The organism is Amycolatopsis sp. NPDC041971, assembly GCF_055588925.1.
The window spans coordinates 170,120-194,666 of sequence record NZ_JBVJCE010000016.1 but is presented as its reverse complement, the minus strand read 5'-3'; the positions used below and the strand labels follow the sequence as shown (position 1 = coordinate 194,666).

Genomic DNA, 24,547 nt, shown 5'->3' with positions numbered 1-24,547 from the left:
GGAACCACGACGGAATCGGATTGCCACTCTTTCGAGTGACACCGATCACCGTGCGGTGAAACTGAGGACATGCCAGCCGGTCGCACCGTCCGGAACGGTTCCGGCGCGGGCGTCGGTCTGGGTGTAGCCGGATTTGTCGACCGCGCGGACGGTGACCTGGTGACTGCCGGCCGGGACGTCGAATTCGGTCCACCACATCCGCCACGTGTCGAGACCCACCTCGCGGGAAAGCATCGCGGGCTGCCAGTTCCCGCCCGCGCCGAGCCGGACTTCGACCCGCTCGACACCGGTGCGCTGCGCCCACGCGACACCCGAGATCCGGACCTTGCCCGCGGGTACCGTTTCGAATCCTTTCGGACTGTCGATCCTGGACTGCGTTTTGATCGGGGCCTGTTCACCCCAGCCGCGGTCGAGCCAATACGCGCGACGTGCTTTCCAGGTGGTGATCTCCAGGTCCTTGACCCATTTCGTCGCCGAAACGTAGCCGTAGAGACCGGGAATGACCATCCTGGCGGGAAAACCGTGTTCGACCGGCAGCGGTTCCCCGTTCATCCCGATCGCCAGCATCGCGCCCCGCTCCGGATCGAGCGCGGCGACGACGGGGCTGCCCGCGGTCCAGCCGTCGACGCTGGTGGAGAGGATCTGCTCGGCACCGGGCAGGACTTCGGCCTCCCGCAACAGATCCCCGAGGTCCACGCCGATGAAGTTCGCCGTGGACACGTAGGTTCCGCCGACCTCGTTGGACACGCAGGTCATGGTGATCGTGCGCTCGATCAGCGGCCGGTTGCGGATGTCGTCGTAGCTGTACCGTTTTTCGTTGCGCACCATGCCGTGCAGGCGGAGGCTCCAGTCCTCGGCCCGGACCTGCGGCACCGACAGGGCGGTGTCGACGCGGTAGAAATCGCGGTTTGAGGTAAGGAACGTCGGCGTGCCCAGTTTGGCGAAATCCGCGTCGGCCGGGATCGGCGGTGCCGGCTCGGCGGGAACGAGCCGTCCGACGGCCGCCCGGGAAGACTCCGCGTCTCGCGTGCCGGCGAGAAGCTGTCCTCCGGCCCCCGCCGCACCTGCGGCGACAACGGCACCCGCCCCGGCCAGCAGCACCGACCGGCGCGACGGAGCGGCACCGGAAGCCCCCTCGACGGTTCGGGACCTGGCCGTGGCGAGGCGATGCAACCAGACGAAGACGCCGACTCCCACGATCAGGCTGGCCAACGGAGCGAGCAGGGCGACCGAATCGAGGTCGGGCCGCTGCGCCACGGCGAACCCGCCCAGCAGGCCGAAGGCGGCGATCAGCACGATCCCCGGAACGGGCGACCGGCGCGAGGCAACCCCCGCCGCGGCGGCGGCGAGCACCATCACCACGGCCATCCCGCCGAGCAGCACGAGTTTGTCGTAGATACCGAACGTGCGGATCGCGAAATCCTTCAGCTCGATCGGGGTCAGATCGATCGCACCGTTGCCGACCGCCAGGTACGGCGAAGCGTTGGCGCTGATGAACCCGGCCACCAGATGACCGGCCGCCAGTGCCGCGGCGAGGGCCACGACACCGATCAGCGCCGATCCGAAGAAGGGGAGGCGTGGTTCCCGATCGGCCCGCGAAGTCTTCATGCCAGGTATTCGCAGCCGTCGGGCGCACGGGTTGGTTTCCTTTTACGGCAAGGGAAATCGGCGCTTCTCGCAGAGGTCCTCACCAAGTGTTCGTAGCGGAAGCCCGCACGGACAGGTCACGAAACGGACACGGCGCGAGCCAGGGTTCCGGACCGCGTTCGGCCGGGTTGTCCCCCCCCCCCCCCCCCCTCCCCTCCCCCCCCCCCCCCCCCCCCCCCCCCCCCCCCCCCCCCCCCCCCCCCCGCCCCACCACCCGCCCGAGTTGCCCCGCTCACCCCGACTTGCATGGTCATACACACCTATGCATATACTTCCATCATGTCCAAGGTACTCACCTCTCTGCCTGTCGGCGAACGCGTCGGGATCGCCTTCTCCGGCGGCCTCGACACCTCGGTAGCGGTCGCGTGGATGCGCGAGAAGGGTGCTGTGCCGTGCACCTACACCGCTGACATCGGCCAGTACGACGAACCCGACATCGCGTCGGTCCCTGGTCGGGCGAAGGCCTACGGCGCCGAGATCGCGCGGGCCGTCGACTGCAAGGCCGCATTGGTCGAGGAAGGGCTCGCGGCACTGGCCTGCGGCGCCTTCCACATCCGCAACGGCGGTCGCACCTACTTCAACACGACCCCGCTCGGCCGCGCGGTCACCGGCACGCTGCTGGTGCGCGCGATGCTCGAGGACGACGTCCAGATCTGGGGTGACGGCTCCACCTTCAAGGGCAACGACATCGAGCGGTTCTACCGCTACGGCCTGCTCGCGAACCCGTCCCTGCGGATCTACAAGCCGTGGCTGGACGCCGCGTTCGTCAGCGAGCTCGGCGGCCGCAAGGAGATGTCCGAGTGGTTGCAGGCCCATGGCCTGCCCTACCGGGACAGCACCGAGAAGGCCTACTCCACGGACGCGAACATCTGGGGCGCGACGCACGAGGCCAAGTCGCTCGAGCACCTCGACACCGGCATCGAGATCGTCAACCCGATCATGGGCGTCCGGTTCTGGGACCCCGAGGTCGAGATCGCGCCCGAGGACGTCACGATCGGCTTCGAGCAGGGCCGTCCGGTGACGATCAACGGCAAGGAGTTCGCCACCGCGGTCGACCTGGTCCTGGAGGCCAACGCGATCGGCGGGCGGCACGGGCTCGGCATGTCCGACCAGATCGAGAACCGGATCATCGAGGCCAAGAGCCGCGGCATCTACGAGGCGCCGGGGATGGCGCTGCTGCACGCGGCGTACGAGCGGCTCGTCAACGCGATCCACAACGAGGACACCCTCGCCAGCTACCACAACGAAGGCCGCCGCCTCGGCAGGCTGATGTACGAGGGCCGCTGGCTGGACCCGCAGGCGATGATGCTGCGCGAGTCGCTGCAGCGATGGGTCGGCGCGGCCGTCACCGGCGAGGTCACCCTGCGGCTGCGGCGCGGCGAGGACTACTCGATCCTCGACACCACCGGCCCGTTCTTCAGCTACCACCCGGACAAGCTGTCGATGGAGCGCACCGAGGACTCGGCGTTCGGCCCGGTGGACCGGATCGGCCAGCTCACCATGCGGAACCTCGACATCGCGGACTCGCGCGCCAAGCTCGAGCAGTACGCCGGGCTCGGCATGGTCGGTGGCGGGCATCCGACGCTGATCGGCGCCGCGCAGGCCGCGTCGACCGGACTGATCGGGGCGATGGACGCGGGCGGCGCGCAGGCGATCGCCTCACGCGGCAGGGCCTCGGCCGAGGACGAACTGCTCGACCACGCCGCGATCGAATCCGGCACGGACTGACCCGGCCAACCGGGACGCGAAAGCGCCGGGCGCGCGGCATCGAAGCCGTTCGCCCGGCGCTGTTCTCATTCGGCCGGTGGCCGGGTCACTTACCGCTGAGCTCGGACCGCCGTTGCCCCAGTTCGTCGATCAGCCGCTTGATCTCGACCTGACCGATCGCTTTGGCCAGAACGGAGACCGACGCGATGCTCTCGATCTGGTACTGGACCGGCACCCCACCCGAGGCCTGCGACTGCGCTTCGGCCTCCGTCTTCTTCTCCGCTTCGACGGAGGCGAAGACACTTCCGGCCCCGCCGTTGACGCAGCTGATCGAAGCCGAGCCGTTCAGCGGCAGGGTCGCCGTTTCCCGGCAGCTGCCCGCCGAGCGGCCGCCGATGGTCACGTTCGCGGTCATCGTGGCGTTAACCTGACCGGTGACCTTCCCGCCGCTGTTCGCCGAGGCGGAGTTGGACACGTTCGCGGTCACCGTGCAACCCGAGCCGCTGCATGCCACTGTCGCCGCGCCGTCCATGTCGAACCGCACACCGGTGTCGACGGCGCCGGACAGCTTCTGGGTGTTCACCATCAGGTTTTCGTAGACTTCGACGGTCTCCGACGGCGACAAAGCGTCCACATCGGAGTCACCGAACCCCGCGCCGGGCGGCATCTGCGGCTGTGACCCCGCGTCGGGCATCGTCGGGACCTTGGGAACCGACGGCATCCCGCCGGGCATCTTCACGGAGTAACGGAGGAGCCGGTGCGGCGCCTCCTTCGAGACGTACAGGTCCCCGGCCGGCGTGCTCGCCTTGAGCGCCGGGACATCCCGGACGGTCTCGTTCTGGTCCCCGGGAATCTCCTCCGCACGCTCCAGCGCCTCGCGCAGGCGGGCGGCGAGCTTCTCCGGGGACTCGAACTGCTGGAGGACCGGGCCGAACAGCGCGTCCTCACCGGTGATCCACCGGTCCTTGAGGTCCTCGGTGCCCGCCTCCGAGTCGGCTCCCAGCCCGGGCAGCAGGCCGTCGGGGGCCTTGAAGAAGACCTTGCCGCCGACGACCAGGATCTCGATCTTCTTGCCCTGGAAGGACATCGTGCCGGACGTCTCGCCGTACGCGGTGGTCTTCACGTCCGTCTCGATCATCCCGCCGACCGCGGAGGTGCTGTTGCGGACGGCCGGCGCCGAGGAAAGCCCGGCCAGCGCCTGTTCGAAGGGTTCGCGGCCCGCTTTCGACGGCCACAGCAGCCAGGTCGTCAGACCGGCGAGGAGCACCAGCACCAGCCCGGCGATACCGCCGAGCAGCAGCCACCGGGGTTTCCGCGCAGGCGGCGCCGGTGCCGGTTGGGGGACCCAGCCCTGCGGCGGCGGCCACTGCGCGCCTCCGGGTGGGAATGTTTGCTCCACGTCGCCCTCCATCACTGAAATCACCAGAGGGCATGACGCTATGGAGGGATGATGAAAACTTGATGAAACGCGAGGGCCGGATCCCGGCCGCGCCGGGCGGACGCGGCCGGGAAGCGGATGTCAGCCCTTGCGGGCGAACGAGATCCGGTGCAGCCGGCCCGGCGTTTCGTCGGCGAGGTACAGTTCGCCGTTCTGATCGGTGCCGAACGTGGTGGCGTCGAGGGGGAACTCGCCGATCCGGGCGCTTTCGTAGGTGCCGTCGGCCTTCTTGCGGACGGCCCAGGCGGTTCCCTGGCAGAAGTCGGTGGCCAGGTAGGTCCCGCCCGCCAGCGAGGCGTACTTCCTGCCGCGGTAGACGTGCCCGCCGATCACCGCGCAGCCCTCCGTGCCGGAGATGTAGTGGAAGACCGGATCGGTGTAGGTCACGCCTTCCTCGCAGCGCGTCTCGTCGAAGACGACCGGCCCTTCCTTGCAGGACCAGCCGAAGTTCGCGCCGCCCTTGCCCTTCGCGAGGTGGTCGACCTCCTCGAACCGGCCCTGGCCGACGTCGCCGATCCACAGCGAACCATCGGCCGGATCGAAGGAGAACCGCCAAGGATTGCGCAGACCGTACGCCCAGATCTCCGGCCGAGCGCCCGCGACACCCACGAACGGGTTGCCCGCGGGGACGCAGTAACGCAGCGGACGGCACGCGCGGTTGACGTCGACGCGCAGGATCTTGCCCAGCAGCGTGTCCAGCCGCTGCCCGCTGGCCAGCGGGTCGCCGCCTCCGCCGCCGTCACCGATCCCCCAGTACAGGTAGCCGTCCGGGCCGAAGGCCAGCTGGCCACCGTTGTGGTTGGGGAATTCGGCATGCGGCTGGGTCAGCAGTTCGGTGAGCTCACCGGTGTCCAGCCGGACCCGTGCCAGCGTCACCGCGCTGTCGGACTTGCGGGTGTAGGCGACGTACGCGCGCCTGTCCTTGGCGATCGCCAGGCCGAGCAGCCCGCGTTCGACGTCGGCGCCGTTCACCTTGGCACTGATGTCCAGAACCGGCTTGGCGGCGAGCCCGGTCCTGGGATGGTAGGCCCGGACGACGCCTCTCTTCTCCACGATGAGGATGCGGCCGCTCCCGTCGTTGAACGCCGTGATCGCGGTCGGATTCACCAGCCCGGACGCGACCTGGGTCGCCGTGGCGGTCAGCTCGCCGAGCGGAACACCCCGTGCTTCCCCAGGTTCCGCGCTGCTCACGGCCGGGACCAGCGCTCCGGCCAAGGCAAAACCGGCCAGCAGGGACAACCCCCGGCGGAGGTGCCGTCGCGTCATGTGGACTCCAATCGCCGTTGAATGGTCTGGTCCAATTCAACAGCGACCGGAGGAGCGGCGGTACCTCCATCCGCGAGCTTTTCGTCGGTTTCTTTCCGTCGGCGCCTCGTAGCCCACTCGCCCAAGATCGTTTTCCGGCTGTTCACTCTTCTTTCGGGGCAATCCGGACATGAGCCATACCCCTGAGTAGCCATCTGTACGACCTCTGTATGCTCCGCTCTCGCCCGATGGGAGTACTTATCCCCCATGTGGGCGAGCCGTTGCGGTCGGGGCCTGTGGTCGCATTCGGCACTGGCATTCGTGGTCCGTATTCGGATAGGAGACACATGCACGGCAGGTCAGTTCTGGTTCGCGGCGGGATCGCGGTGGCCACCGCGGCCGTCGCGCTGACGATGGCCGCTCCGGCCGCCCTCGCGGACGACGGCGCGGCTCGCGGCCGGGTCATCGAAAAGGAGGGCGCCGGCGGGTTCGGCGTCAACTTCGAGAGCGGGAAGCCCGCCAGCGCGGTGCTGTTCACGCTGAAGCTGTCCGACGGCAGCAAGCTCAAGATGTACTGCGTGCAGGTCGAGGTCGGCATGCGGACCGACCAGGACATGATCGAGCGCCCGTGGAACAAGTACCCGGACACCAAGTCGCCGTTCAACAAGAACAGCCCGAAGCTCAACTGGGTGCTGCACCACGGTTACCCGGCGGCGTCGGTGAAGGCGCTCGAAGGCACGCTCGGCAAGAGCGACGTCAAGCTCAACGGTGGCCTTTCGGTCAAGGAAGCCATCACCGCGACGCAGGCCGCGGTCTGGCACTTCAGTGACGGCAAGGACCTGAAGCGCGCCAACCCGATTTCGGGCGGGGCCGCCGAAGATTCCGCCGACGTGCTGGCCCTCTACGACTACCTCGTCGGCAAGGACAACGCCGGCATCGGCAAGCAGCCGAAGCCGACCCTCGACATCGGCCCGGCCAAGAACGAGGGCGCGACCGGAACCCGGATCGGCCCGTTCAGCATCGCCACCAGCGGTGACATCACCGAGCTGACGAGCAAGCTGCCCGAGGGCGTCAAGGTCACCGACGCCGACGGCAAGGCGATCAAAGCCGCCGACGTCAAGGACGGCACGAAGGTCTACATCGACGTCCCCAAGGACGCCAAGGACGGCTCCGGCTCGTTCTCGCTGAAGGTCAGCGGCCACCTCGACACCGGTCGCCTGTTCGTGGGCGAGAACTACGACAAGGTGCCCGCCCAGTCCCTGATCGTCGCGGAGTCCGAGAAGACCTCGGTCGTCGCGAACGCGACCGTGACCTGGAAGCAGGGTGGCGCGCCCGCCACCGACACCCCGGCCCCCACCACCACCCCCGGTGGCGCCGAATCGGGTGGCGGCGACGAGCTGGCCAACACCGGTGCTTCCGCGACCATGCCGCTGGTGATCGGCGGCGCGCTCCTCGGCGCGGGTGTGCTGATGGTGCTGCTGGTGCGCCGTCGCCGTAGCGAGGCGTAAGAAGCGAACGAACAAGCGGGGCCGGTCCACAGTGGACCGGCCCCGCTTTTCGTTGCTTCGGGTGCTCCTGGGGTGTGTGGCGGATCGGGAGAAGCTGAGTGTCCCCAATGCGACATTGAGGACACCGGACCGTTGTGCTGGATCACAACGCGCACCCCGCCGGAGCCGTGCTCCGTCCAAACCGGAACAGTCACGGAAGAAGAAACGTCAAGAACGCGTCGATAAATGATGTACGGCCCTGTACACCATCGGTTACCGACTGGTAGGTTCCGGGCATCCTAAACGTGATCCACTTCATGATTCAAAGGGGAGTCATGACCCGTAAGCCCGCTCGTCTGCTGGCCGTCGCGATCGCCCTCATCGTCGGTTTCGCCGCCGCGCCCGCCGCCTCCGCCGCCCCCGCGACCGATCCGTTCTACGGCTACGACGGCAGCGAACCGCTGTCTTCGTACAGCCCTGGAACGGTCTTGAAGACCCGGACGCTCAATTACCACGTCCTCGGTATTTCCACGCCGCTCAAGGTGACCCAACTGCTCTACCGGACCACCGACGCGCGGGGAAGGCCGTCCGCCAACGTCACCTCGGTGCTGCGCAGCCTCACCGGCGACAGCACGAAAGCCGTTTCGTACCAATCCTTCTACGATTCACTCAATCCCGAGCACGGCCCGTCGAGGGCGATCGCGGGTGATGTCTCGTTCGGCGGCCTGATCGCCAACGCGGAGTCGCTCTTCATCGCGCCGGCGTTGCTGCTGGGCTACAACGTCGTCATCCCCGACACCGAAGGCCAGAAGGCGAACTTCGCCGCCGGGCCGGAATACGGGACCAACACGCTCGACTCGGTCCGCGCCGCGACGCGGGCGCCGGAAACCGGAATGAACGACAAGACCCGGTTCGGTCTCATCGGCTATTCGGGTGGTGCCATCGCTACCGGCTGGGCCGCCGCTCTCGCGCCGGACTACGCCCCCGAGGTCAACAAGAATCTCGTCGGTTTCACCGAAGGCGGCGTGCTCGTCAAACCGTCGCACAACCTCAAGTACGTCAACGGAAGCATCGCGTGGACCGGCGTCATTCCGATGGCGCTCATCGGGGTATCGCGGTCCTTCGGTATCGATCTCAAACCGTACGCGAATTCCTACGGCCTCCAGGTGCTCAAGGACCTGGAAAAGGCGTCGATCGCCGACGCGCTCGGCCGTTATCCCGGGCTGACGTGGGAGAAGTTCGTCAAACCCGAGTACGTCAACCCGAACACGGTGCTGCCGTACGTCGAGGCCGTGAACAAGATCAACCTCGGCTCCGCGCCGACACCCACCGTGCCCGGCTACATCGCGCAGGGCAACAACGGTGTCGTGGAAGGCACCTTCGGCAACCCGCCGGGGATCGGGACCGGTGACGGGGTGATGGTCGCCGGTGACGTGCGGTCGCTCGCGCGCCAGTACTGCGCCACCGGCAACAAGTCGATCAAGTACGACCAGTACAACACGTTGAGCCACGTCGGGGCGGCCGTCGCCTGGGCGCCGCAGGCCATCGGCTGGCTCAACGACCGGTTCGCGGGCAAGCCCGCGCCGTCCACCTGCGGGAAGATCGCGCCCGGCAACTCCCTCGCCCCGGAGGTGCCGGTCAGCTGAGGCGCGGAAGTCCGTGAAGGCCTCCTTCCCTACTCCATCCATGCCCCCGCCCTCAATGGGCGCGCTGCGCGCGGACTGGACTCAAGTAGGGAAGGAGGCCTTCACAGACTTCGGGACCGGTACCGTGCGGCACGTGAGCGAGCACCGCAAGCTGCCGAAGGGGCCGCACAATCTCAGCCGTGACGAGGTCGCCGGAACCCAGCGGGCCCGGCTGATCGACGCGGTGCTCGAGAACACCGGCGAACGCGGCTACGTCGCCACCACCGTCGGCCATATCACCGCCACCGCGCGGGTGTCGCGGACCTCGTTCTACGAACAGTTCACCGGCAAGCAGGACGCGTTCCTCGCCGCCTATCGGGAGATCACCGGCGAGTTCATCACCCAAGGTGTCGCCGCGGGCGCCCAGGCCGCCACTCCGCTGGACGCCGTCACCGCCTGCTGCGACTTCCTCGTCGACTACGTGCACCGGCGGCCCATCGCCGTCCGCGCCGTTCTGCTGGAGATCTACGCGCTCGGCGACGCGGGACTCGAAGCACGGGAGAACACCTTGCGCGCCGGGGAAGCCGTCTTCGACCGGACGGCGAGATGGCTGCGCGCCACCGATCCCACGCTGCCGTCACCGCCGCCGTTCACCGCGCGGACGGTGGTCGCCGCCACCATCGAACTGATCACGCAGGCCATCTGGATCGGCACCGAAGACGCCTACGGCCAGGCACGCGAAGCCGTCCGCTACACTTGGCTGCTCGGCTTGTTCGGGCACCGGAGCGTCGGCGCTTAGCGGGTGAGGCGCCGCCGTTCGAACTCGACGATCAGCTTCGGGTACCGGCGCGGGAGCAGCCGGACGAGCCTGTCGACCAGTTTCGCGTCGTTTCCGACGAGCACGCGCGGTTTCCCGGCCTCGACCCCGTCGATGATGATGCGGGCGGCCTGGTCGGCCGGCATCTTCAGCAGCTTTTCGTTGTACAGGCGGACACGTTCCCGCTGTTCGGCGGTGGGCTCGACACCTCGGGCCTGGGCTTCCTTCAACGCCGCCGAGGCGATGCCGGTCTTGACCCCGCCCGGGTGGACGACCGTCACCCGCACCGGATGCCTGCCCGCGATCATCTCGGTGCGCAATGCCTCGGTGAACCCGCGGACGCCGAACTTGCTGGCGCAGTAGGCACTGAGCGTCGGCTGGGCCATGAAACCGTTGAGACTGGAGACGTTGACGACCTGCCCGTCGCCGGAATCGATCAGATGCGGCAAGAAGGCCTTGGTGCCGTTGATGACGCCGAAGAGGTTGACCGCGATCGTGCGGTCGTACAGCTCCCACTCGGCGTCGAGGACGGTCTGCCCGCCGCCGGCGATCCCCGCGTTGTTGTAGATCTGGTGCACCACACCGAACTGCCCGGCGACGGTGGCCGCGTACTCCTGGACCGCCGCCCGGTCGCTGACGTCCAGCGCGGCGCCCTGCACCTCCGCGCCGAGGGCCTTGACCTCGGCGACGGTCGCGGCCAGCCCGGTTTCGTCCACATCGGACAGTGCGAGCCGGGCACCGCGCCGGGCGAGTTCGAGGGCCAGCTGACGGCCGATGCCCGAACCGGCACCGGTGACGACGGTGACCTTGCCGCGAACGCTGTTCATCGGGTTTCTCCTGCCGGGTCGCGGGCCAGTTCGGCGGTGAGCTCGACGAGCCTCTCGACGAGGTCCGGGGCGATGTGGTGGCCCATACCGGGGATTTCGACGTAGCGGGCACCGTCGATGGCCTTGGCCGTCGACCGTCCGCCGCTGTGGTGGACCATACGGTCGGTGTCCCCGTGGACCACGACCGTCGGGCAGGTGATGCGGCCGAGTTCGGCGGTGCGGTCGCCACTGGCCTGGATCGCGCCGATCTGGCGGGCGATACCGCTGCGGGCCCGCCGCCCGCCCGCCCGTTCCCAGAGACCGGTGGCCCAGGCCGTTTCGACGTCCTTGTCCAGTGGAAACGAGGCCGAACCGAGGTGGCCCATCATCGCCAGATGCCCGGTCACCGACTCCTCGACCGTCTGCGCGGGCCGCCTCGCCATGCGCAGCAACGTCGACCGCGCCGGCTGCCCGACGCGGCGGTGCCCGGTGGTGGAGAAGATCGACGTCAGAGACAGGACACGGCCGGGATTCCGGGCCGCGACGGTCTGGGCGATCATGCCGCCCATCGACATGCCGACCAGATGCGCCCGCTCGATACCCAGGTGGTCCAGCAGGCCGACGGTGTCCGCCGCCATGTCCCCCAGGTCGTACGCGCCCGGCAGGGGCCGGGCCAGCAGTTGCCGGAGCTTGCCGGGATTCGGCGCCTTGACGCGATCCGAGCAGCCCGCGTCGCGGTTGTCGAACCGGACGACCCGGAAACCGCGGCGGGTGAAACCATCGATCATTTCCCGCGGCCACGACGTGAGATCGAGACCCAGTCCGGCGATCAGCACCAGCGGCACACCGTCGGCCGGGCCGTCTTCGCGGTAACAGATCCTCGGGCCGCCGGGCAGGTCGGCGAAGCTGTCGGTCACGAGCTCACCGCTTCCCGGACGTTGGCGTGGGAGAAGTGCAGCTCGGGATCGGTGATGTCGTCCCCGCGCAGCAGCTTGATGTCCGAGTGATAGCTCATCGACGTCAACCACGGCATGCGGTCACCTTGGCGCGGGAGCTGGTCGAGCGCGCGCTGGACGTATCCGGCGGCGAAGTCCAGGAACGGCTTCGTCGGCATGTCCGGGTCGGCGACGACAGGACGGCAGACGTCGTAGCCGTGGGCGTCCATATGCGCCAGCAGGCGGCAGAAGTGCTCGCACAGCAGGCCGATCTTGAGCGTCCACGACGAGTTCGTATAACCGATCGCGAACGCGGCGTTCGGCACGTCCGAAAGCATCATTCCCTTGTACGCGACGGTTTCCGGCAGGATCACCGGTTTGCCGTCGACGCTGAGCTCCGCCCCGCCGAACACCTGGAGGTTCAGGCCGGTGGCGGTGACGATGATATCCGCTTCCAGCTCACGCCCGGATTCGAGCAGAATCCCCTTTTCGGTGAAGGTCGCGATCTTGTCGGTGACGACGTCGGCCGTCCCCTTGCGGATGGCGGCGAACAGGTCGCCGCCGGGTACGGCGCACAGCCGCTGGTCCCACGGGCCGTACGGCGGGTTGAAGTGCTCGTCGACCGGATAGTCCTTGGGAAGCTGCTTCTTGTTGACGTACCGGATGAGCCCGCGAGCGGTCTTCGGGAACTTCTGGCAGAACTGCCAGACCGCGAGTCCCTTGCGGATGTTCTTGCGCCGGGTGAGCGCGTAGGCCCGCTCGTCGCCGAGGATCTTGCGCAGGCCGTTGGCGATCTTGTCCTCGCGCGGCACCGGCATGACATAGGTCGGGGTGCGCTGCAGCATCGTCACGTGCGCCGCGGTCCCCGCCATCGCCGGGATCAGGGTGACCGCGGTGGCGCCGCTGCCGATCACGACGACACGTTTGCCCGCGTAGTCGAGGTCCTCCGGCCAGTGCTGCGGGTGCACGATCGTGCCGCCGAACCGGTCCCTGCCTTCGAAACGCGGGGTGAAGCCCTCGTCGTAGCGGTAATAGCCGCCCGCGTTGAACAGCCAGGCCGCGCTGAGCCGGGTGCGCTCGCCGGTGTCGGTCCGCTCGATCTCGAGCAGCCAGCGGGCCTCGTCGCTCGACCAGGCCGCCGAGAGCAGCTTGTGGTGGTAGCGGATGCTGGGCTCGAGGCCGTTCTCGGTGACCGTCTCGCGCAGGTACGACAGGATCCTGGACGCGTCGGCGATGGACTGCTTGTCTCGCCACGGCTTGAACTCGTAACCGAAGGTGTGGAGGTCGGAGTCCGACCGGATGCCGGGGTAGCGGAACAGGTCCCAGGTGCCGCCGGACGTGCCGCGGGCCTCCAGGATGGCGAACGTCTTGCCCGGGTTCTCGGTCTTCAGATAGCGCGCGGCCCCGATCCCGGAAATCCCGGCACCGATGATGACCACGTCGAGGTGCTCGACGGGTGTGCTCGTCGTCATGCGGTACTCCAGCCTCGTCTCGGTTGCCTCCACGATGCGGGGCAAGCGGGGAATTGCGCTAGCACTATCTGCACCATCATGATGCACTCATGGTGCAAACTGCCGCATCTCCGTGGCCGACCCTGTCCGCCGAGGCACGCGACCTCTTCCGACGGGGCGCGGAGATCGTGCTGCATCCGCGCGCCGAGTGGATCGAAGAACTGCACGAGGCCTCGCTCGGCGGGGGCAGTATGCGCGCGGTCGCCGAGGACCCCGTCCTCACCGAAGGCACCAAACGCGCGAATCTGGCGAATCTGCTGCACTGGGCGGCCGCCAACGTGCAACGCCCCGGGATGCGGGTGTCCGCCAACCTGAACCAGGAAGTGCTCGACGGCGCCCGCGACATGGTGCGCCGCGGCTTCGACTCCGGCGGCCTCGACGCCTACCGGCGGGCGCAGGGGGTGGCCTGGCGCCGCTGGATCGAGATCTGCTTCGACCTCACGTCCGACCCGGTCCTGCTCCGCGAGCTGCTGAACGTCTCGTCGCTGTCGATCACCACGTTCATCGAGGACACCGTCGCCGCGGTGTCCGAACGGATGGCGGCCGAACGCTCGGAACTGACCCGCGGCGCCCACGCCGAACGGCGGGCCACGGTCACCCTGCTGCTGGAGGGCGCGCCCATCAGTCGCTCGCGGGCCGAAGCCCAGCTCGGCTACCCGCTCGCCGGCCCGCATACGGCCGCGATCGTCTGGAGCGGCTCGGCCACGCCGTCGTCCCAGCAGCTCGAAAGCGCCGCCGAAACCCTCATGCGGGCCAGCGGCACTTCACACCGGCTGACCGTCGTCGCCAGCGCCGCCGCCCTCTGGGTGTGGCTGCCCGGCCGGACCCCGCCGCGCGCGGACCGGCTCGCCGAAGACCTCGCGCCGCATCCCGACGTCCGCGTGGCGCTGGGGCGGCCCGGCGGCGGGATCGACGGCTTCCGCCGCAGCCATCTGGACGCCGCCGCCGCCCAGCGGATGCTCGCCAGGCTCACCTCACCGCGGCAGATCGCGCGGTATCAGGACATCCAGCTGCTCGACCTGCTCACCGGCGACCCGGCGCAGGCGGGCGAATTCATCGCCGACACCCTCGGCGAACTCCGGCACGCTGACGCGGAAACCCGGGAAACCGTCCGGGCCTACGTGCACGAACTGGGCAACACGACGCGGACCGCGGAACGGCTCTACACCCATCGCAACACCGTCGTCCGACGGCTGGCACGGGCGGACGAACTGCTTCCGCGCCCGTTGGCGGAGAACGCGGTGAACGTGGCCGTCGCGCTGGAAACGTTGCGGTGGCTGGGAGTGTCATGAGCCGGTGATTCGTTCTAACGACCCAAATCGCTTACGACCCGCGGCAGGTCGAGGTTCCGGAGCATGGCGCGCTGTTCGGCGGTCGGCTCGCCCTCGACCGTGATGGTGAACGGGGGCGTTTCCTTGCGGTAGCGGAGAAAGTTGCCCCAAGCGATCCCCAGGTTCGCCAGCCCGGTCAGGGAGCCGGTCGACACGCGGATGACCTCGAAAGCGCCCGCGTCGCTGGATTCCGCGGTGCTGATCGTCGCGGACCGGACCACGTCGGCGTCGTCGCGGAGCCAGTCGTAGAACTCTTTCAGCGCTTGCTCATCGCCGGCGGCGTTGATCGTCAGCTCCACGGTGCCTCCCTCGAAACGCGATATCCCTACCAGTCGTGGCTTCGACCCCAGGCGTAACAAGAATCCTGACCTGAGATCTGACCGGTGGTTCCCGTTGACCGGCCGGTGACGACGGCAATTCCCGTACCGGTGGGGAAACCGGTGAACGCCACGGCGGTGGTCTGTGTGCTGTCGTGCGACCCTCTCGACCCTTCACGGGGGCGGCGCTGACCAGGAACGGCGTCCTCACCGAATCCTGCGACACCGGCCAGAATTCCTGTGACGGCAACCAAAAGCAGTTCAAGGGTATTTTCATGCGGTTCCTCACCGACCGAACTGCCGCGACGAATTCCCCGGTATACCGTGACTACGCCCGACGGCAGGCCGACTCTTTGGCCGTCCACTCGCGACCCGCTGGACCGGATCGGCCAGCGCTGGACGGGCGGGACACCGGACCAGACCGACTGGCGGACCCAGGCGAGCGTGCTCACCACGGCGCCGTGAGTGCTGCCCTCCTTGCGGGGGCCTCTAGATTGAAGGCATGGTTTCCCCCGCTGAGAAGGCCACCCGGCTGCAGGAATTGCACGCCGCCCCCGAACTGCTGCTCGTCGTCAACGTCTGGGACGCGATCACCGCGAAGGTCGTCGCCGAAACACCCGGCACGCAGGCGCTCGCCACCCCCAGCCACGGTATCGCCGCCTCCCGCGGCTACCCCGACGGCGAGAAGATCCCCCGCGACGAGATGATCGCCGAGGTCGCCCTGATCGTCCGGTCGGCGGGCGATCTGCCGGTCACCGCCGACCTGGAAGCCGGCTACGGCGATCCGGGCGGCACGGTCGCCCGCGCGATCGAGGTCGGCGCCGTCGGCTGCAACCTCGAAGACCAGATGAAACCGCTGGACGAGTCCATCAAGGCCGTCGAGGCCGCGGTCGCCGCCGCCCAGTCCGCCGGTATCGACTTCGTGCTCAACGCCCGCACCGACGCCTTCCTCAGGGCGGGCGACCGTGACCCCGAGGAAGTGCTGGCCGAGGCGATCACCCGGGGCCGCGCGTACCTGGACGCGGGCGCGTCGAACGTCTTCGTGCCCGGCAAGCTCGACGAGACCCAGGTCGGCAAGCTGGTCGAGGCGCTGGGCGAGCGCAAGGTGAACCTGATCGGCGTCCCGGGCTCGATCCCGCTGGCCACCGCGCGGGAACTCGGCGTCTCCCGGGTGTCCTACGGGCCGTTCAGCCAGAACGTCGCGCTCACCGCGCTGGCGAAGCTCGCCGAAGACGTCTACGCCGGCGGCGGCCTGCCCGCCGACATGCGCAAGCTGAACTGAGGGCCGGTGTTCGCCTCCCGGCTTCCGCCCTGTGGCGGTTTCGCGTGATTGGAAGGCGAACACACGTGACTGGACGGCGAACACGCGTGATCGGAGGGCGAACACGCGTGATTGGGCGGACGACTCGCGGCGGGGCCCGGCCGCGCGCGTGTCGTCCGCCGGACCGCAAGTACGAGACCGCCGGTCACGAGCTTCGTCATCGGCGGTGATCCCCATGGCGCTGTAGGGTTTCCGCATGGTGCGCGGAGTCGGCCGGACCGAAGGATTTCTGCTGGTCGGCGTGGTCGTCGCGGTGCTCGTGGCGACCGGGGTCCAGGCCAGGTCGCCCGGCACCTGGCTGCTGGAAGTCGGCTGGGTGCTGATCGGGCTGCCGCTGGTGGTGGCACTGCGCAAACGCTTTCCCTTGACCCGCTTGCTGTGCTGGCTGCTGGTGCTGCACGCGATCGTGCTGTGTTACGGCGGCCAGTACACCTACGCGGAAACCCCGGCCGGGGAATGGATGCAGGAGCTGATGGGCACCCAGCGGAACAACTACGACCGGTTCGCCCACGTCGTCCAGGGTTTCGTCCCGGCGATCGCCGTACGCGAAGTGCTGCTGCGCCGGTCCCCGCTGCGGCCCGGTGCCTGGCTCGCGTTCCTGACCGTCTGCGTCTGCGTGACGATCGCCGCCGGTTTCGAGTTCGTGGAATGGTTCAGCGCGCTCGTCGCCGGTTCGGGTGCGGACGATTTCCTCGGCACCCAGGGGGATGTCTGGGACACGCAGTGGGACATGTTCCTCTGCTTGTGCGGCGCGGTGCTCTCCCTGCTGGTCTGGCGCCGCGTGCACGATCGGCAACTTTCGGGTGATCGCGCGGGTTAGAGTGGCTCGCGTGAGAGGGGGAACCGCATGACGCCGCGCGTCGGTGAAGACTTCGGGGGATTCCGGATCGACGGAATCCTCGGCCGCGGCGGGATGGGCGTGGTCTATCGCGCGTGGCAGCACCGCATGCGGCGGCCGGTGGCGCTGAAGGTCCTGCCGCCCCACTACGCCGAAGACCCGGTGTACCGCGAGCGTTTCGGCCGCGAGGCGGCGGCGCTGGCCAGGCTCGATTCGCCGCATGTCGTCGCGGTTCACGACCACGGTGAGGTGGACGGCTGCCTGTACCTGGCGATGCAGCTCGTCGACGGACCCGATCTGGCCAAGGTGCTCGAAACCGGGCCGATGGACCCGGACCGGGCGCTGGCGGTGGTGGACCAGGTGGTCTCCGCGCTCGGCGACGCGCACGCCATCGGTGTCGTACACCGCGACGTCAAGGCCGCCAACGTCCTGCTGCGGCCCCGTGCCGCGCACCACGACGAGGATTTCGCCTACCTGTGCGACTTCGGCATCGCGCGGTCGGCCGAGATCGACCGCGGCGCGGAGACCAGCGGCGTGATCGGCACCGTCGGCTACATGGCGCCCGAACGTCTTCGCGGCGAGCCCGCGACCGCCGCTTCGGACGTCTACGCGGTGGGCTGCCTGCTGTGGGTCACCCTGACCGGCGAGCTGCCTTACAACGGCAGTCAGCCCGAGGTGATCGTGGCGCACGACCGGGCACCGATCCCCCAGCTCGTGGTCGGCGATCCGCGCACCGCGGCGGTCAACGATCTGCTGAAGTCGTTGCTGGCCAAGGATTCCCGGGACCGTCCGACGGTGCGTGAAGTACGCGACCGCATCCGGGTCATCCGCGCCGACGCGCTGCCCGCCGGTGTCGTCGCCGAGCAGCCTCGCCGCCGCCGGACCGCTTTGGTGGCGGGTCTGGTGGCAGGCGCGGCACTGGTGATCGCGGTCGTACTCGCAGCGGTCTTCCTGATGTCGCCGGGAGTGCCCGCCGCCGACCGGATCGGCCGCAGCACGCCGGCCGGGCTCACCTGCTCGCCGGTGGCGGCGGCCGACGAGGGCGTCCGCGCGCAGGTCGTCTGCCAGACCGGCGGCGAGACCGGCGAACTCCGGATCGCCGCGCTCGACGACGCCGACGCGGCCGCCGCCTACCTGCGCACCGGCGCCGGAACGGACCCCGCCGGTCTCACCGCCGGCAAGTGCCCCGGCGACCTGCCAGCCAAGCAGTCCTGGTCGCGCGACGGGCACAACGGGACGCTGGTGTGCACGGTGCTCGGCACGACCACCCGGTACGCCTGGACCGACGACGAGCACGCGACCGTGTCGGTGCTCGACGGCCGGGTCGGCACGCCCTATCCCGCCGACCTGCGCGCCGTCGAGGACTTCTTCGCGGCGATCCGGTTCGGCTGAATCACCGCGAGCCGCGCTGCCAGCGTTCCAGCAGCGCCTCCGGAGATGAGCCCGGTGCGCCGAAGAACCAGCCGTAGACCAGTTTCGCGTCGTCGTCGAAATAGATGGCCGGGCTGCGGTCGTCCGCCGTGACGAACCGGATGAACTGGCCGACGGCCGGGCCGCCGAGGCGGTTCCAGGTCCGCACCTCGACACTTCCCGGCACCACACCGCCGTTCGCCGAGTTCTCCGAGCGCAGCTTGATCAGCGCGTCGTGGTCGGACGCCGAGCTGAACACCAGCATCGCGCCGTCGGACAGCGGGCATTTGACCGTCTCGGCCGTGCCCGTCGTGGCGGGGACCGCCTGACACCGCGCGGACTGCTCGTTGAGCACGTGTGCCTGCGCGAAATCCCACAGCGCGCCGGAGGAGAACGCGACCCCCGGCACCTCGGGGCGCTTGAGCACCCCGAACTGACGCGCGTCGTAGAACTCCACCAAAGCGGGTAGTCCGGTCTTCTGTGCCGTCAGCGTCGCGCTGACCGGCCGGGGACTGTCGACGTCCCAGTAGACCGTCGATTCCCCGGACGGGAGTTCTCGCATCGCGAACGCCGCGCCCTGACCGAGATTGCCCGCCGAACGCACCGCTCCGGTGGCGCTCGCGAGTGCCCTGGACTCGGTGAGCCTGCCCGGCACGTCGTAGGTGACCAGGGTGAGCGCGTAGAGCCCGGCGTCGCAGCCGACCCGTTCCATCTCACCGGGTTTCGCGGGCTGCTGGGCGCACCGGACCGCGCCGTCGAGCAAGCGGGCGCCGAGCGCGCGGTAGCGACCGGCGACCTGGTCGAGCGCGTAGCGGTCCGGCGGTGGCGCGGCGGGCTTTTCCCGGCCCTGGACGAAGACCACCACCCCGGTCGCGATCGCGGCCACCAGCAGTGCCGCCCCGCCGAGGAGCCATCTCTTGCGTGCGCCGGAGGGAAGCAGCCGTGTCGTGCGGCCCGGACGGCCGTCCCAGGTGAGCCGGTTCTCCGCACGCGTGGGGTTCAGCGGAGGCCCGGTGGGTTCGGGGTCGCGCGGGAGGGCCGCTTCCAGCGTTCCCGAACCGCGTAGCGCGGCCACGAGCGAATCGATCTCGGCCGCGCTGAAAGCGTTCCCGGATTGCTCCAGCGCGGACCGGAGTGCCACCGGATCGGTCAGCGCGTGGCGGCCGAAGCGGCGTACGACTTCGGCGAGCCGGGGATCCTGGTCGTCCATCACGCGTCCGGATCCGCCCAGAACTTGCGGAGCACCTGCTGATTGTCGGTGCCCGCCTGCATGTAGACGGCGACCCCGGTCGCGTCCTCGTCGAAGTAGAGCCGGGCGTAGCCGTTTTCCGGCTCCAGAAAGCGGATCCGGGTGCCGTCGCCGCCGCGCGGGGTGCCGACGGGAATACCCGCGCGGATGCCCGGCTGCCCTGGCACGTATTCCCAGCGCAGTGTCCGGATCGACCCGGGCCGTGCGCCATCGTTGTCGGTCTGCAGCACCTTACGCAGATTGGTGAGCTGATTGCGGAAGAACAGCACGCGGAAACTGGCGATGATGCCGGAACCCAGCTCGCAGTTGACGGTCTCCCGGACACTCACGATGGATTTCGCCGCCTCGCAGCGGACGTCGGGGTGATCAAGGTACGGTTTCGCCGCGGCGAGCAGTTTCGGATCCTTGAAGGCCGCGGCCGCTTCCTCGGGGACCGGCGCCGAGGAGGATCCGCCCTGGGGCGCCGAGCCCAACGGCGCCGAAGTGGGCACGGAGGACGACGACGGCGGCGTGACCGGCGGACCGGCGGCCCCCGGCTCGTCGTCACCGCGGAGCGCGAGGCTCACACCGGTCGCGGCGAGGGCCGCCACCACGACCACGGCCCCCGCGATCACGGCGATCCGCTTGCCTCGCTTCGGCTTTTCACCGGCCAGCACGGTGGTCAACGCGGTGGTCGGCTCATCGGCCGCGGTGTCCCTCGGGAGATAGCCGAGTGCCGCGCCGAGTTGACCGCACGCCCACTCCGCCCCCGCGTCACCGCCGCAAGCGTCTGTCGCGGCCTGGCGTGCTTCGGCGGGCGTGCCCCCGTCTTCGAGTACGGCGCGCATCCGCTGGGCCGCGCCCGCCCCCGCCGCCGCGGCGAGCGCGTTGATCTCGGTGTCAGGGGGCGGATCGGGAAGACTGCGCAGAGCGCCGGTGAGGACGATCGGGTCGGACAGCGCGTCGCGTCCGTGCCGGTCCACCACGTCTTCGAGTGCGGTCAATGTGGTCATGGCGGTCAGTTAAGCCCATTTCGCTTCAAGGTCGCTTCAAGCTGCCGGAGGAACCTGGGATGATCGGCACCGTGACGGTGGAGGTGCGGTTGCTGGGACCGGTGGAGCTGGTCGTCGACGGCGTACCCGCCACACCTGGTGGTCTGCGGCCGCGGGCGGTGCTCGCCGTGCTTGCCGCTTCCGGAGAGGCGCCGGTGAACGCGACCAGGCTGGCGGAGGCGATCTACTCCGACACCGGCAAGCCCGCGTCCCGCGCCACCGTACAGGTCCACGTGCACAATCTGCGGCGGAACCTGGGGGCGCACGGGGGATCCCTGCTCCACGGACCGGCGGGTTACCGGCTTCTCGGCGTCCGCGCCGACATCCGCGAAGCGGAGGACGGGATCGGCCGGGCCAGGGCCGCCGAACGGGCACGCGACACCGGCGGCGCCGCGGCGGGATACCGGCGGGCACTCGAAGTGTGGCGGGGTCCGTTCTGCGCCGACCTGCCGGATCACACCGCCTTCGACCCCGCGCGCGCCCTCTACGCGGAGATGCGCTGGGAGGCGCTGGAGGCGCGGATCGCCGCGGATCTGCGCGCGGGTGACGTACCCGGCCTGGTGCGGGAACTCGAGGATCTGGTCTCCGAGCATCCGCTGCGGGAACGGTTCTGGGGTCAGCTGATGGTCGCGCTCTACCAGGAAGGACGCCAAGCCGAGGCGCTGGACCGGTTCCGGCAGGCGCGGCGGGTGCTGGCCGAGGAGGCGGGCGTCGATCCGGGGCCGGCGTTGCGGGAACTGGAACGCGCGGTACTCGCCCACGCCGGGACGGCGACCCTGCTGCGGGTGGCCGCCCCCGGTGCCGCCGGGGCCTGGCGACCGGCGCTGACCTGGGTCGACGGCACGGGGCGGGCCCGCCTGCGTGAACTGCCCGTGCTGGGGCGGCTGGCCATCGGCCGGGACGCGAGTGCCGACGTCGCGCTCCGCCACGACGGCGCCGTTTCCCGGGACCACGCCGAGATCACCGTCGGCGAGAGCGGCGCCGTCCTGGTGGATCTCGGTTCCCGCAACGGGACCTTCCACAACGGCGAGCGCGTCGCGGGGCCGGTCCCGCTCGCTCCCGGCGACGTCGTACGCTGCGGCGACACGGTACTGGCGGTGACGAGCGGCGGGGCGGCGGTCAGCCCGGTGGACGGGACCACCCGTTAGAACGATTCTTCATGGATCGACGGTATGTTTCAACGAATCACCTGTAATCCAGGTAACCAAGCAACGATCTCCTGTTCTGCGTGTCCGGCACGGCAGATACGGTCCTCGGCATGACTTTGCGAGCCGCGACGATGCGGCGGAAACCGGTCGCCGATCTGATCGCCGACAGTGATCACGGCACGCTGAAGCGTTCCCTCGGGCTCGGGCAGCTCACCATGCTCAGCATCGGCGCGACGCTGGGCAGCGGGATCTTCGTCGTACTCGCAGAAGCGGTCCCCGTGGCCGGCCCCGCGGTCGTGCTGTCGTTCGTGCTCGCCGGGATCACCGCGCTGTTCTCCGCGCTCTCCTACGCCGAACTCGCGGGAATGATCCCGGTGTCCGGTTCGTCCTACTCCTACGCCTACGCCACGCTCGGCGAACTGGTCGCCTGGGTCTGCGGCTGGTGCCTGGTGCTCGAGTACGGCGTCTCGGTGGCGTCGGTGGCCGTCGGCTGGGGGCAGTACCTCAACGAGTTGCTGCGGCTGGCGTTCGGTTTCGCCATCCCCGACGCGTTCAGCCAGCCACCGGGCTCGGGCGGAATCGTCAATGTCCCGGCCATCGTCGTCGTGCTGCTGGCCATGTTCCTATTGCTGTCCGGCGCGAAGGAGAGCGCGCGGGCCAACGCGATCATGGTCGTGGTCAAGGTCGGCACGCTGGTGCTGTTCTGCGCGATCGCGTTCTCCGCGGTCCGGGCGGCGAACTTCGCCCCGTTCCTGCCGCTCGGCCTGGCCGGGCTGAGCGCCGGCGCCGCGAAACTGTTCTTCTCCTACATCGGTTTCGACGCGGCCTCCACGGCGGGCGAGGAGGCGAAGAACCCGCAACGGGATCTGCCGAGGGCGATCCTGCTCTCGCTCGCGATCGTCACCGTGCTGTACTGCCTGGTCGCCGTGGCGGCCGTGGGCGCGCTGCCGTGGCAGGAGTTCGACGGCAAGGAGGCCGCGCTCTCGCACGTGCTCGGCGCCGTGTCCGACAACCCGCTGTGGGCCGGGCTGCTGGCCGTCGGCGCCATCGTGGCGATCTCCAGTGTCGTGTTGACCGTCCTCTACGGACAGACGCGTATCCTGTACTCGATGTCCCGCGACGGCCTCGTCCCCGCCTCGCTGTCCAAAGTGGACGCCAAGACCGGCACTCCCCGGATCAACACCCTGGTGGTCTCGGGCTTCGTCGCGACACTGGCCGCGTTCATCCCGCTCGGGAAGCTGGCCGACGCCACCAGTATCGGCACGCTGTTCGCCTTCGGGCTGGTGAACATCGCCGTCCTGCTGCTGCGGAAGCGGCAACCGGAGGCCCCGCGCACGTTCCGCGTGCCGTTCTCGCCCGTCACGCCGATCCTCGGGGTGCTGTGCTGCGGTTACATGATGCTCAGTCTCGATGGCGAGACCTGGATCGTCTTCGCCGGTTGGATGGCGCTCGGCCTGCTGATCTACTTCGGCTACAGCATGCGCCGATCCCGGCTGGCCGCGGATTCGCCCGTTCGCCGCCATAATTCCTAGCCTGTACAGCCGTAGTACGCGCCGGATCATTGAATTACCGGTGATCGGTAGGGGACACTTCCGTCCGACCCACGGAAAACCCTACCGTGAAACGAGGTCCCTATGCGCCGATATGGCATTACCGTGCTGACCGCGTGCCTCGTCCTGTCCCTCACCCCATTCCCCGTCTCCGCCACCGCTCAAGAGACGGAACCCGCCCGCGCTCCCTTCTGCTATGAAGAACCCGTACAACCGAAAGCCGATGTCAGTGACATAAAGGCCGGATTCCAGTCCACGAAGTGGCTTCAGACGATCCAAGCCGTGTACAAGCGGCGCTGGCCCAGCGGCGAAGGACTCGCGATCGCCCAGGCCAAGGACAAGTACTTCAGCCAGTTCGTCGACAAGACGAGCTTCAACGCGCTCGCCGAGTCCCTGATGGTGGCGATCCACGAAGAGACCCACATGTGGGATCTGGATCCTTCGAGAACCTCCTGGGACGTGTACGTCTCCGCGTGGATCGACGCTTCCCGCAAGGCGATGAAGGTGCCGATCCACGGCGGCTTCCCGCGCCGCGAAATACTGCCGCTGATCACGGACGGTCTCACGCGTTCGATGGACGACATCTACCTGCGGGACCAGCAGCAAGGGTCGTACCGGATGCAGGGGGTCATCGCGGAACTCAACGCCGGGCTCATGGGATTGCCCGCCGCGACCGTCGTCGCCGAGTACATCCAGGGAGTGGGCGCGAGCAATTCCCGGGACATCGCGGCCACGAACATGCGCTACCTTCAGCTCTACCTGCGCGTCGCCAAGACGAAACATCCCGATTACTGGGCCAAGATCAAGGCCCAGCCCGAACTGCGCGACTTCGTGCTGATCGAGTTCCTCCGGACGGCCTACTGGCTGGATCAGTCCGCGCCCCACGCCGCGAAACTCGGCAGTGCGGACGTGGCCAAGATCGTCGCCAAGAACTACGCCCCGGAGAACGTCGCGATCATCGAGGAGTTCACCGGCGCCAAGGTGAACACGGGTTCGTCCAGGAACTGCACGGTCTGACGCCGCACGGCTCGGGGGGGGGGGGGGTCGGTGGGGGGAAGGGGGGTTTCCATAGTGCGAAGAGTGGGGGCGGCCGTCGTCTTTTTTTTGGGGTGTTTTTGGTGGGGGGGGAACCAT

The 24,547-nt window shown here is 68.9% G+C and carries 21 protein-coding genes; 12 read left to right on the top strand and 9 right to left on the bottom strand.

Annotated elements, in window-relative coordinates:
• Window positions 1–45: 45 nt before the first annotated feature.
• Window positions 46–1,608 carry a molybdopterin-dependent oxidoreductase gene (locus ACZ6DT_RS28860; RefSeq protein WP_465601011.1) on the bottom strand — a complete coding sequence of 521 codons (1,563 nt, stop codon included), beginning with the start codon at window positions 1,606–1,608 and terminating at the stop codon, window positions 46–48.
• Window positions 1,609–1,926: 318 nt separating this feature from the next.
• Here ACZ6DT_RS28860 and argG point away from each other — a divergent pair, with 318 nt between their 5' ends.
• Entirely contained in the window at window positions 1,927–3,375 is a 1,449-nt protein-coding gene (gene argG / locus ACZ6DT_RS28855; RefSeq protein WP_465601009.1) for an argininosuccinate synthase, read from the top strand.
• Between the two features lie 85 nt (window positions 3,376–3,460).
• On the opposite strand, the gene ACZ6DT_RS28850 is transcribed toward argG, so the two are convergent.
• Window positions 3,461–4,753, bottom strand: a complete 1,293-nt coding sequence (locus ACZ6DT_RS28850) for an SON protein (RefSeq protein WP_465601006.1) — start codon at window positions 4,751–4,753, stop codon at window positions 3,461–3,463.
• Window positions 4,754–4,873: 120 nt separating this feature from the next.
• Complete coding sequence (locus ACZ6DT_RS28845) at window positions 4,874–6,058, bottom strand: PQQ-dependent sugar dehydrogenase (protein ID WP_465601004.1); 1,185 nt, start codon at window positions 6,056–6,058, stop codon at window positions 4,874–4,876.
• Window positions 6,059–6,384: 326 nt separating this feature from the next.
• On the opposite strand from ACZ6DT_RS28845, the gene ACZ6DT_RS28840 reads away from it, so the two are divergent.
• The 3 genes from ACZ6DT_RS28840 (at window position 6,385) to ACZ6DT_RS28830 (ending at window position 9,948) form a co-directional block, all read left to right on the top strand.
• Complete coding sequence (locus tag ACZ6DT_RS28840) at window positions 6,385–7,545, top strand: thioester domain-containing protein (protein ID WP_465601002.1); 1,161 nt, start codon at window positions 6,385–6,387, stop codon at window positions 7,543–7,545.
• Window positions 7,546–7,859: 314 nt separating this feature from the next.
• Complete coding sequence (locus ACZ6DT_RS28835; RefSeq protein ID WP_465600999.1) at window positions 7,860–9,170, top strand: lipase family protein; 1,311 nt, start codon at window positions 7,860–7,862, stop codon at window positions 9,168–9,170.
• Between the two features lie 133 nt (window positions 9,171–9,303).
• Window positions 9,304–9,948 (top strand): TetR/AcrR family transcriptional regulator, encoded by a 645-nt coding sequence (locus ACZ6DT_RS28830; protein ID WP_465600997.1) that lies wholly within the window; start codon window positions 9,304–9,306, stop codon window positions 9,946–9,948.
• On the opposite strand, the gene ACZ6DT_RS28825 is transcribed toward ACZ6DT_RS28830, so the two are convergent.
• The 3 genes from ACZ6DT_RS28825 to ACZ6DT_RS28815 are packed head-to-tail and all read right to left on the bottom strand — an operon-like array spanning window position 9,945 to window position 13,179.
• On the bottom strand, window positions 9,945–10,793 hold the full coding sequence (locus ACZ6DT_RS28825) for an SDR family NAD(P)-dependent oxidoreductase (protein WP_465600994.1): 849 nt from the start codon (window positions 10,791–10,793) through the stop codon (window positions 9,945–9,947). The genes ACZ6DT_RS28830 and ACZ6DT_RS28825 overlap by 4 nt on opposite strands.
• Window positions 10,790–11,689 (bottom strand): alpha/beta fold hydrolase, encoded by a 900-nt coding sequence (locus ACZ6DT_RS28820; protein WP_465600992.1) that lies wholly within the window; start codon window positions 11,687–11,689, stop codon window positions 10,790–10,792. The genes ACZ6DT_RS28825 and ACZ6DT_RS28820 overlap by 4 nt, the downstream gene beginning before the upstream one ends.
• Entirely contained in the window at window positions 11,686–13,179 is a 1,494-nt protein-coding gene (locus tag ACZ6DT_RS28815; RefSeq protein WP_465600989.1) for a flavin-containing monooxygenase, read from the bottom strand. The genes ACZ6DT_RS28820 and ACZ6DT_RS28815 overlap by 4 nt, the downstream gene beginning before the upstream one ends.
• An 89-nt stretch (window positions 13,180–13,268) precedes the next feature.
• Here ACZ6DT_RS28815 and ACZ6DT_RS28810 point away from each other — a divergent pair, with 89 nt between their 5' ends.
• Window positions 13,269–14,510, top strand: coding sequence for a PucR family transcriptional regulator (locus ACZ6DT_RS28810; protein ID WP_465600986.1), 1,242 nt, complete (start codon window positions 13,269–13,271; stop codon window positions 14,508–14,510).
• Between the two features lie 14 nt (window positions 14,511–14,524).
• On the opposite strand, the gene ACZ6DT_RS28805 is transcribed toward ACZ6DT_RS28810, so the two are convergent.
• Window positions 14,525–14,848, bottom strand: coding sequence for an effector-associated constant component EACC1 (locus ACZ6DT_RS28805; protein WP_465600983.1), 324 nt, complete (start codon window positions 14,846–14,848; stop codon window positions 14,525–14,527).
• A 342-nt stretch (window positions 14,849–15,190) separates the two neighbouring features.
• Between ACZ6DT_RS28805 and ACZ6DT_RS28800 the strand changes: the two genes are divergently transcribed.
• The 4 genes from ACZ6DT_RS28800 to ACZ6DT_RS28785 all read left to right on the top strand — a co-directional run bounded on the left by ACZ6DT_RS28800 (window position 15,191) and on the right by ACZ6DT_RS28785 (window position 18,417).
• Window positions 15,191–15,331 (top strand): hypothetical protein, encoded by a 141-nt coding sequence (locus ACZ6DT_RS28800; RefSeq protein ID WP_465600980.1) that lies wholly within the window; start codon window positions 15,191–15,193, stop codon window positions 15,329–15,331.
• Window positions 15,332–15,368: 37 nt separating this feature from the next.
• Complete coding sequence (locus ACZ6DT_RS28795) at window positions 15,369–16,148, top strand: isocitrate lyase/PEP mutase family protein (protein WP_465600978.1); 780 nt, start codon at window positions 15,369–15,371, stop codon at window positions 16,146–16,148.
• Window positions 16,149–16,383: 235 nt separating this feature from the next.
• The gene (locus ACZ6DT_RS28790) at window positions 16,384–17,007 is read left to right on the top strand and encodes a DUF2238 domain-containing protein (RefSeq protein WP_465600975.1); all 624 of its coding nucleotides are present in this window, start codon (window positions 16,384–16,386) and stop codon (window positions 17,005–17,007) included.
• 27 nt (window positions 17,008–17,034) lie between these two features.
• Window positions 17,035–18,417, top strand: coding sequence for a serine/threonine-protein kinase (locus ACZ6DT_RS28785; RefSeq protein WP_465600973.1), 1,383 nt, complete (start codon window positions 17,035–17,037; stop codon window positions 18,415–18,417).
• Between the two features lies 1 nt (window position 18,418).
• Here ACZ6DT_RS28785 and ACZ6DT_RS28780 read toward each other — a convergent pair whose 3' ends face one another.
• Both ACZ6DT_RS28780 and ACZ6DT_RS28775 read right to left on the bottom strand, forming a co-directional pair.
• The gene (locus tag ACZ6DT_RS28780) at window positions 18,419–19,645 is read right to left on the bottom strand and encodes a hypothetical protein (protein ID WP_465600970.1); all 1,227 of its coding nucleotides are present in this window, start codon (window positions 19,643–19,645) and stop codon (window positions 18,419–18,421) included.
• Complete coding sequence (locus tag ACZ6DT_RS28775) at window positions 19,645–20,676, bottom strand: hypothetical protein (protein WP_465600967.1); 1,032 nt, start codon at window positions 20,674–20,676, stop codon at window positions 19,645–19,647. The genes ACZ6DT_RS28780 and ACZ6DT_RS28775 overlap by 1 nt, the downstream gene beginning before the upstream one ends.
• A 59-nt stretch (window positions 20,677–20,735) precedes the next feature.
• Between ACZ6DT_RS28775 and ACZ6DT_RS28770 the strand changes: the two genes are divergently transcribed.
• From ACZ6DT_RS28770 to ACZ6DT_RS28760, 3 genes are all read left to right on the top strand, one after another.
• Window positions 20,736–21,863: a BTAD domain-containing putative transcriptional regulator gene (locus ACZ6DT_RS28770; RefSeq protein ID WP_465600964.1), complete on the top strand. Its 1,128-nt coding sequence runs from the start codon at window positions 20,736–20,738 to the stop codon at window positions 21,861–21,863.
• A 110-nt stretch (window positions 21,864–21,973) separates the two neighbouring features.
• Window positions 21,974–23,395: an amino acid permease gene (locus ACZ6DT_RS28765; RefSeq protein WP_465600962.1), complete on the top strand. Its 1,422-nt coding sequence runs from the start codon at window positions 21,974–21,976 to the stop codon at window positions 23,393–23,395.
• Between the two features lie 300 nt (window positions 23,396–23,695).
• Window positions 23,696–24,430, top strand: a complete 735-nt coding sequence (locus tag ACZ6DT_RS28760; protein WP_465600960.1) for a hypothetical protein — start codon at window positions 23,696–23,698, stop codon at window positions 24,428–24,430.
• Window positions 24,431–24,547 lie beyond the last annotated feature (117 nt).

Excerpts from the sequence above, each read along its gene's own strand:
- ACZ6DT_RS28790 (WP_465600975.1), top strand. The coding sequence starts at position 16,384 with ATGGTGCGCGGAGTCGGCCGGACCGAAGGATTTCTGCTGGTCGGCGTG.
- argG (WP_465601009.1), top strand. The coding sequence starts at position 1,927 with ATGTCCAAGGTACTCACCTCTCTGCCTGTCGGCGAACGCGTCGGGATC.
- ACZ6DT_RS28775 (WP_465600967.1), bottom strand. The coding sequence starts at position 20,676 with ATGACCACATTGACCGCACTCGAAGACGTGGTGGACCGGCACGGACGC.
- ACZ6DT_RS28815 (WP_465600989.1), bottom strand. The coding sequence starts at position 13,179 with ATGACGACGAGCACACCCGTCGAGCACCTCGACGTGGTCATCATCGGT.
- ACZ6DT_RS28840 (WP_465601002.1), top strand. The coding sequence starts at position 6,385 with ATGCACGGCAGGTCAGTTCTGGTTCGCGGCGGGATCGCGGTGGCCACC.
- ACZ6DT_RS28860 (WP_465601011.1), bottom strand. The coding sequence starts at position 1,608 with ATGAAGACTTCGCGGGCCGATCGGGAACCACGCCTCCCCTTCTTCGGA.
- ACZ6DT_RS28845 (WP_465601004.1), bottom strand. The coding sequence starts at position 6,058 with ATGACGCGACGGCACCTCCGCCGGGGGTTGTCCCTGCTGGCCGGTTTT.
- ACZ6DT_RS28780 (WP_465600970.1), bottom strand. The coding sequence starts at position 19,645 with ATGGACGACCAGGATCCCCGGCTCGCCGAAGTCGTACGCCGCTTCGGC.
- ACZ6DT_RS28785 (WP_465600973.1), top strand. The coding sequence starts at position 17,035 with ATGACGCCGCGCGTCGGTGAAGACTTCGGGGGATTCCGGATCGACGGA.
- ACZ6DT_RS28765 (WP_465600962.1), top strand. The coding sequence starts at position 21,974 with ATGACTTTGCGAGCCGCGACGATGCGGCGGAAACCGGTCGCCGATCTG.
- ACZ6DT_RS28770 (WP_465600964.1), top strand. The coding sequence starts at position 20,736 with ATGATCGGCACCGTGACGGTGGAGGTGCGGTTGCTGGGACCGGTGGAG.
- ACZ6DT_RS28825 (WP_465600994.1), bottom strand. The coding sequence starts at position 10,793 with ATGAACAGCGTTCGCGGCAAGGTCACCGTCGTCACCGGTGCCGGTTCG.
- ACZ6DT_RS28835 (WP_465600999.1), top strand. The coding sequence starts at position 7,860 with ATGACCCGTAAGCCCGCTCGTCTGCTGGCCGTCGCGATCGCCCTCATC.
- ACZ6DT_RS28795 (WP_465600978.1), top strand. The coding sequence starts at position 15,369 with ATGGTTTCCCCCGCTGAGAAGGCCACCCGGCTGCAGGAATTGCACGCC.
- ACZ6DT_RS28810 (WP_465600986.1), top strand. The coding sequence starts at position 13,269 with ATGGTGCAAACTGCCGCATCTCCGTGGCCGACCCTGTCCGCCGAGGCA.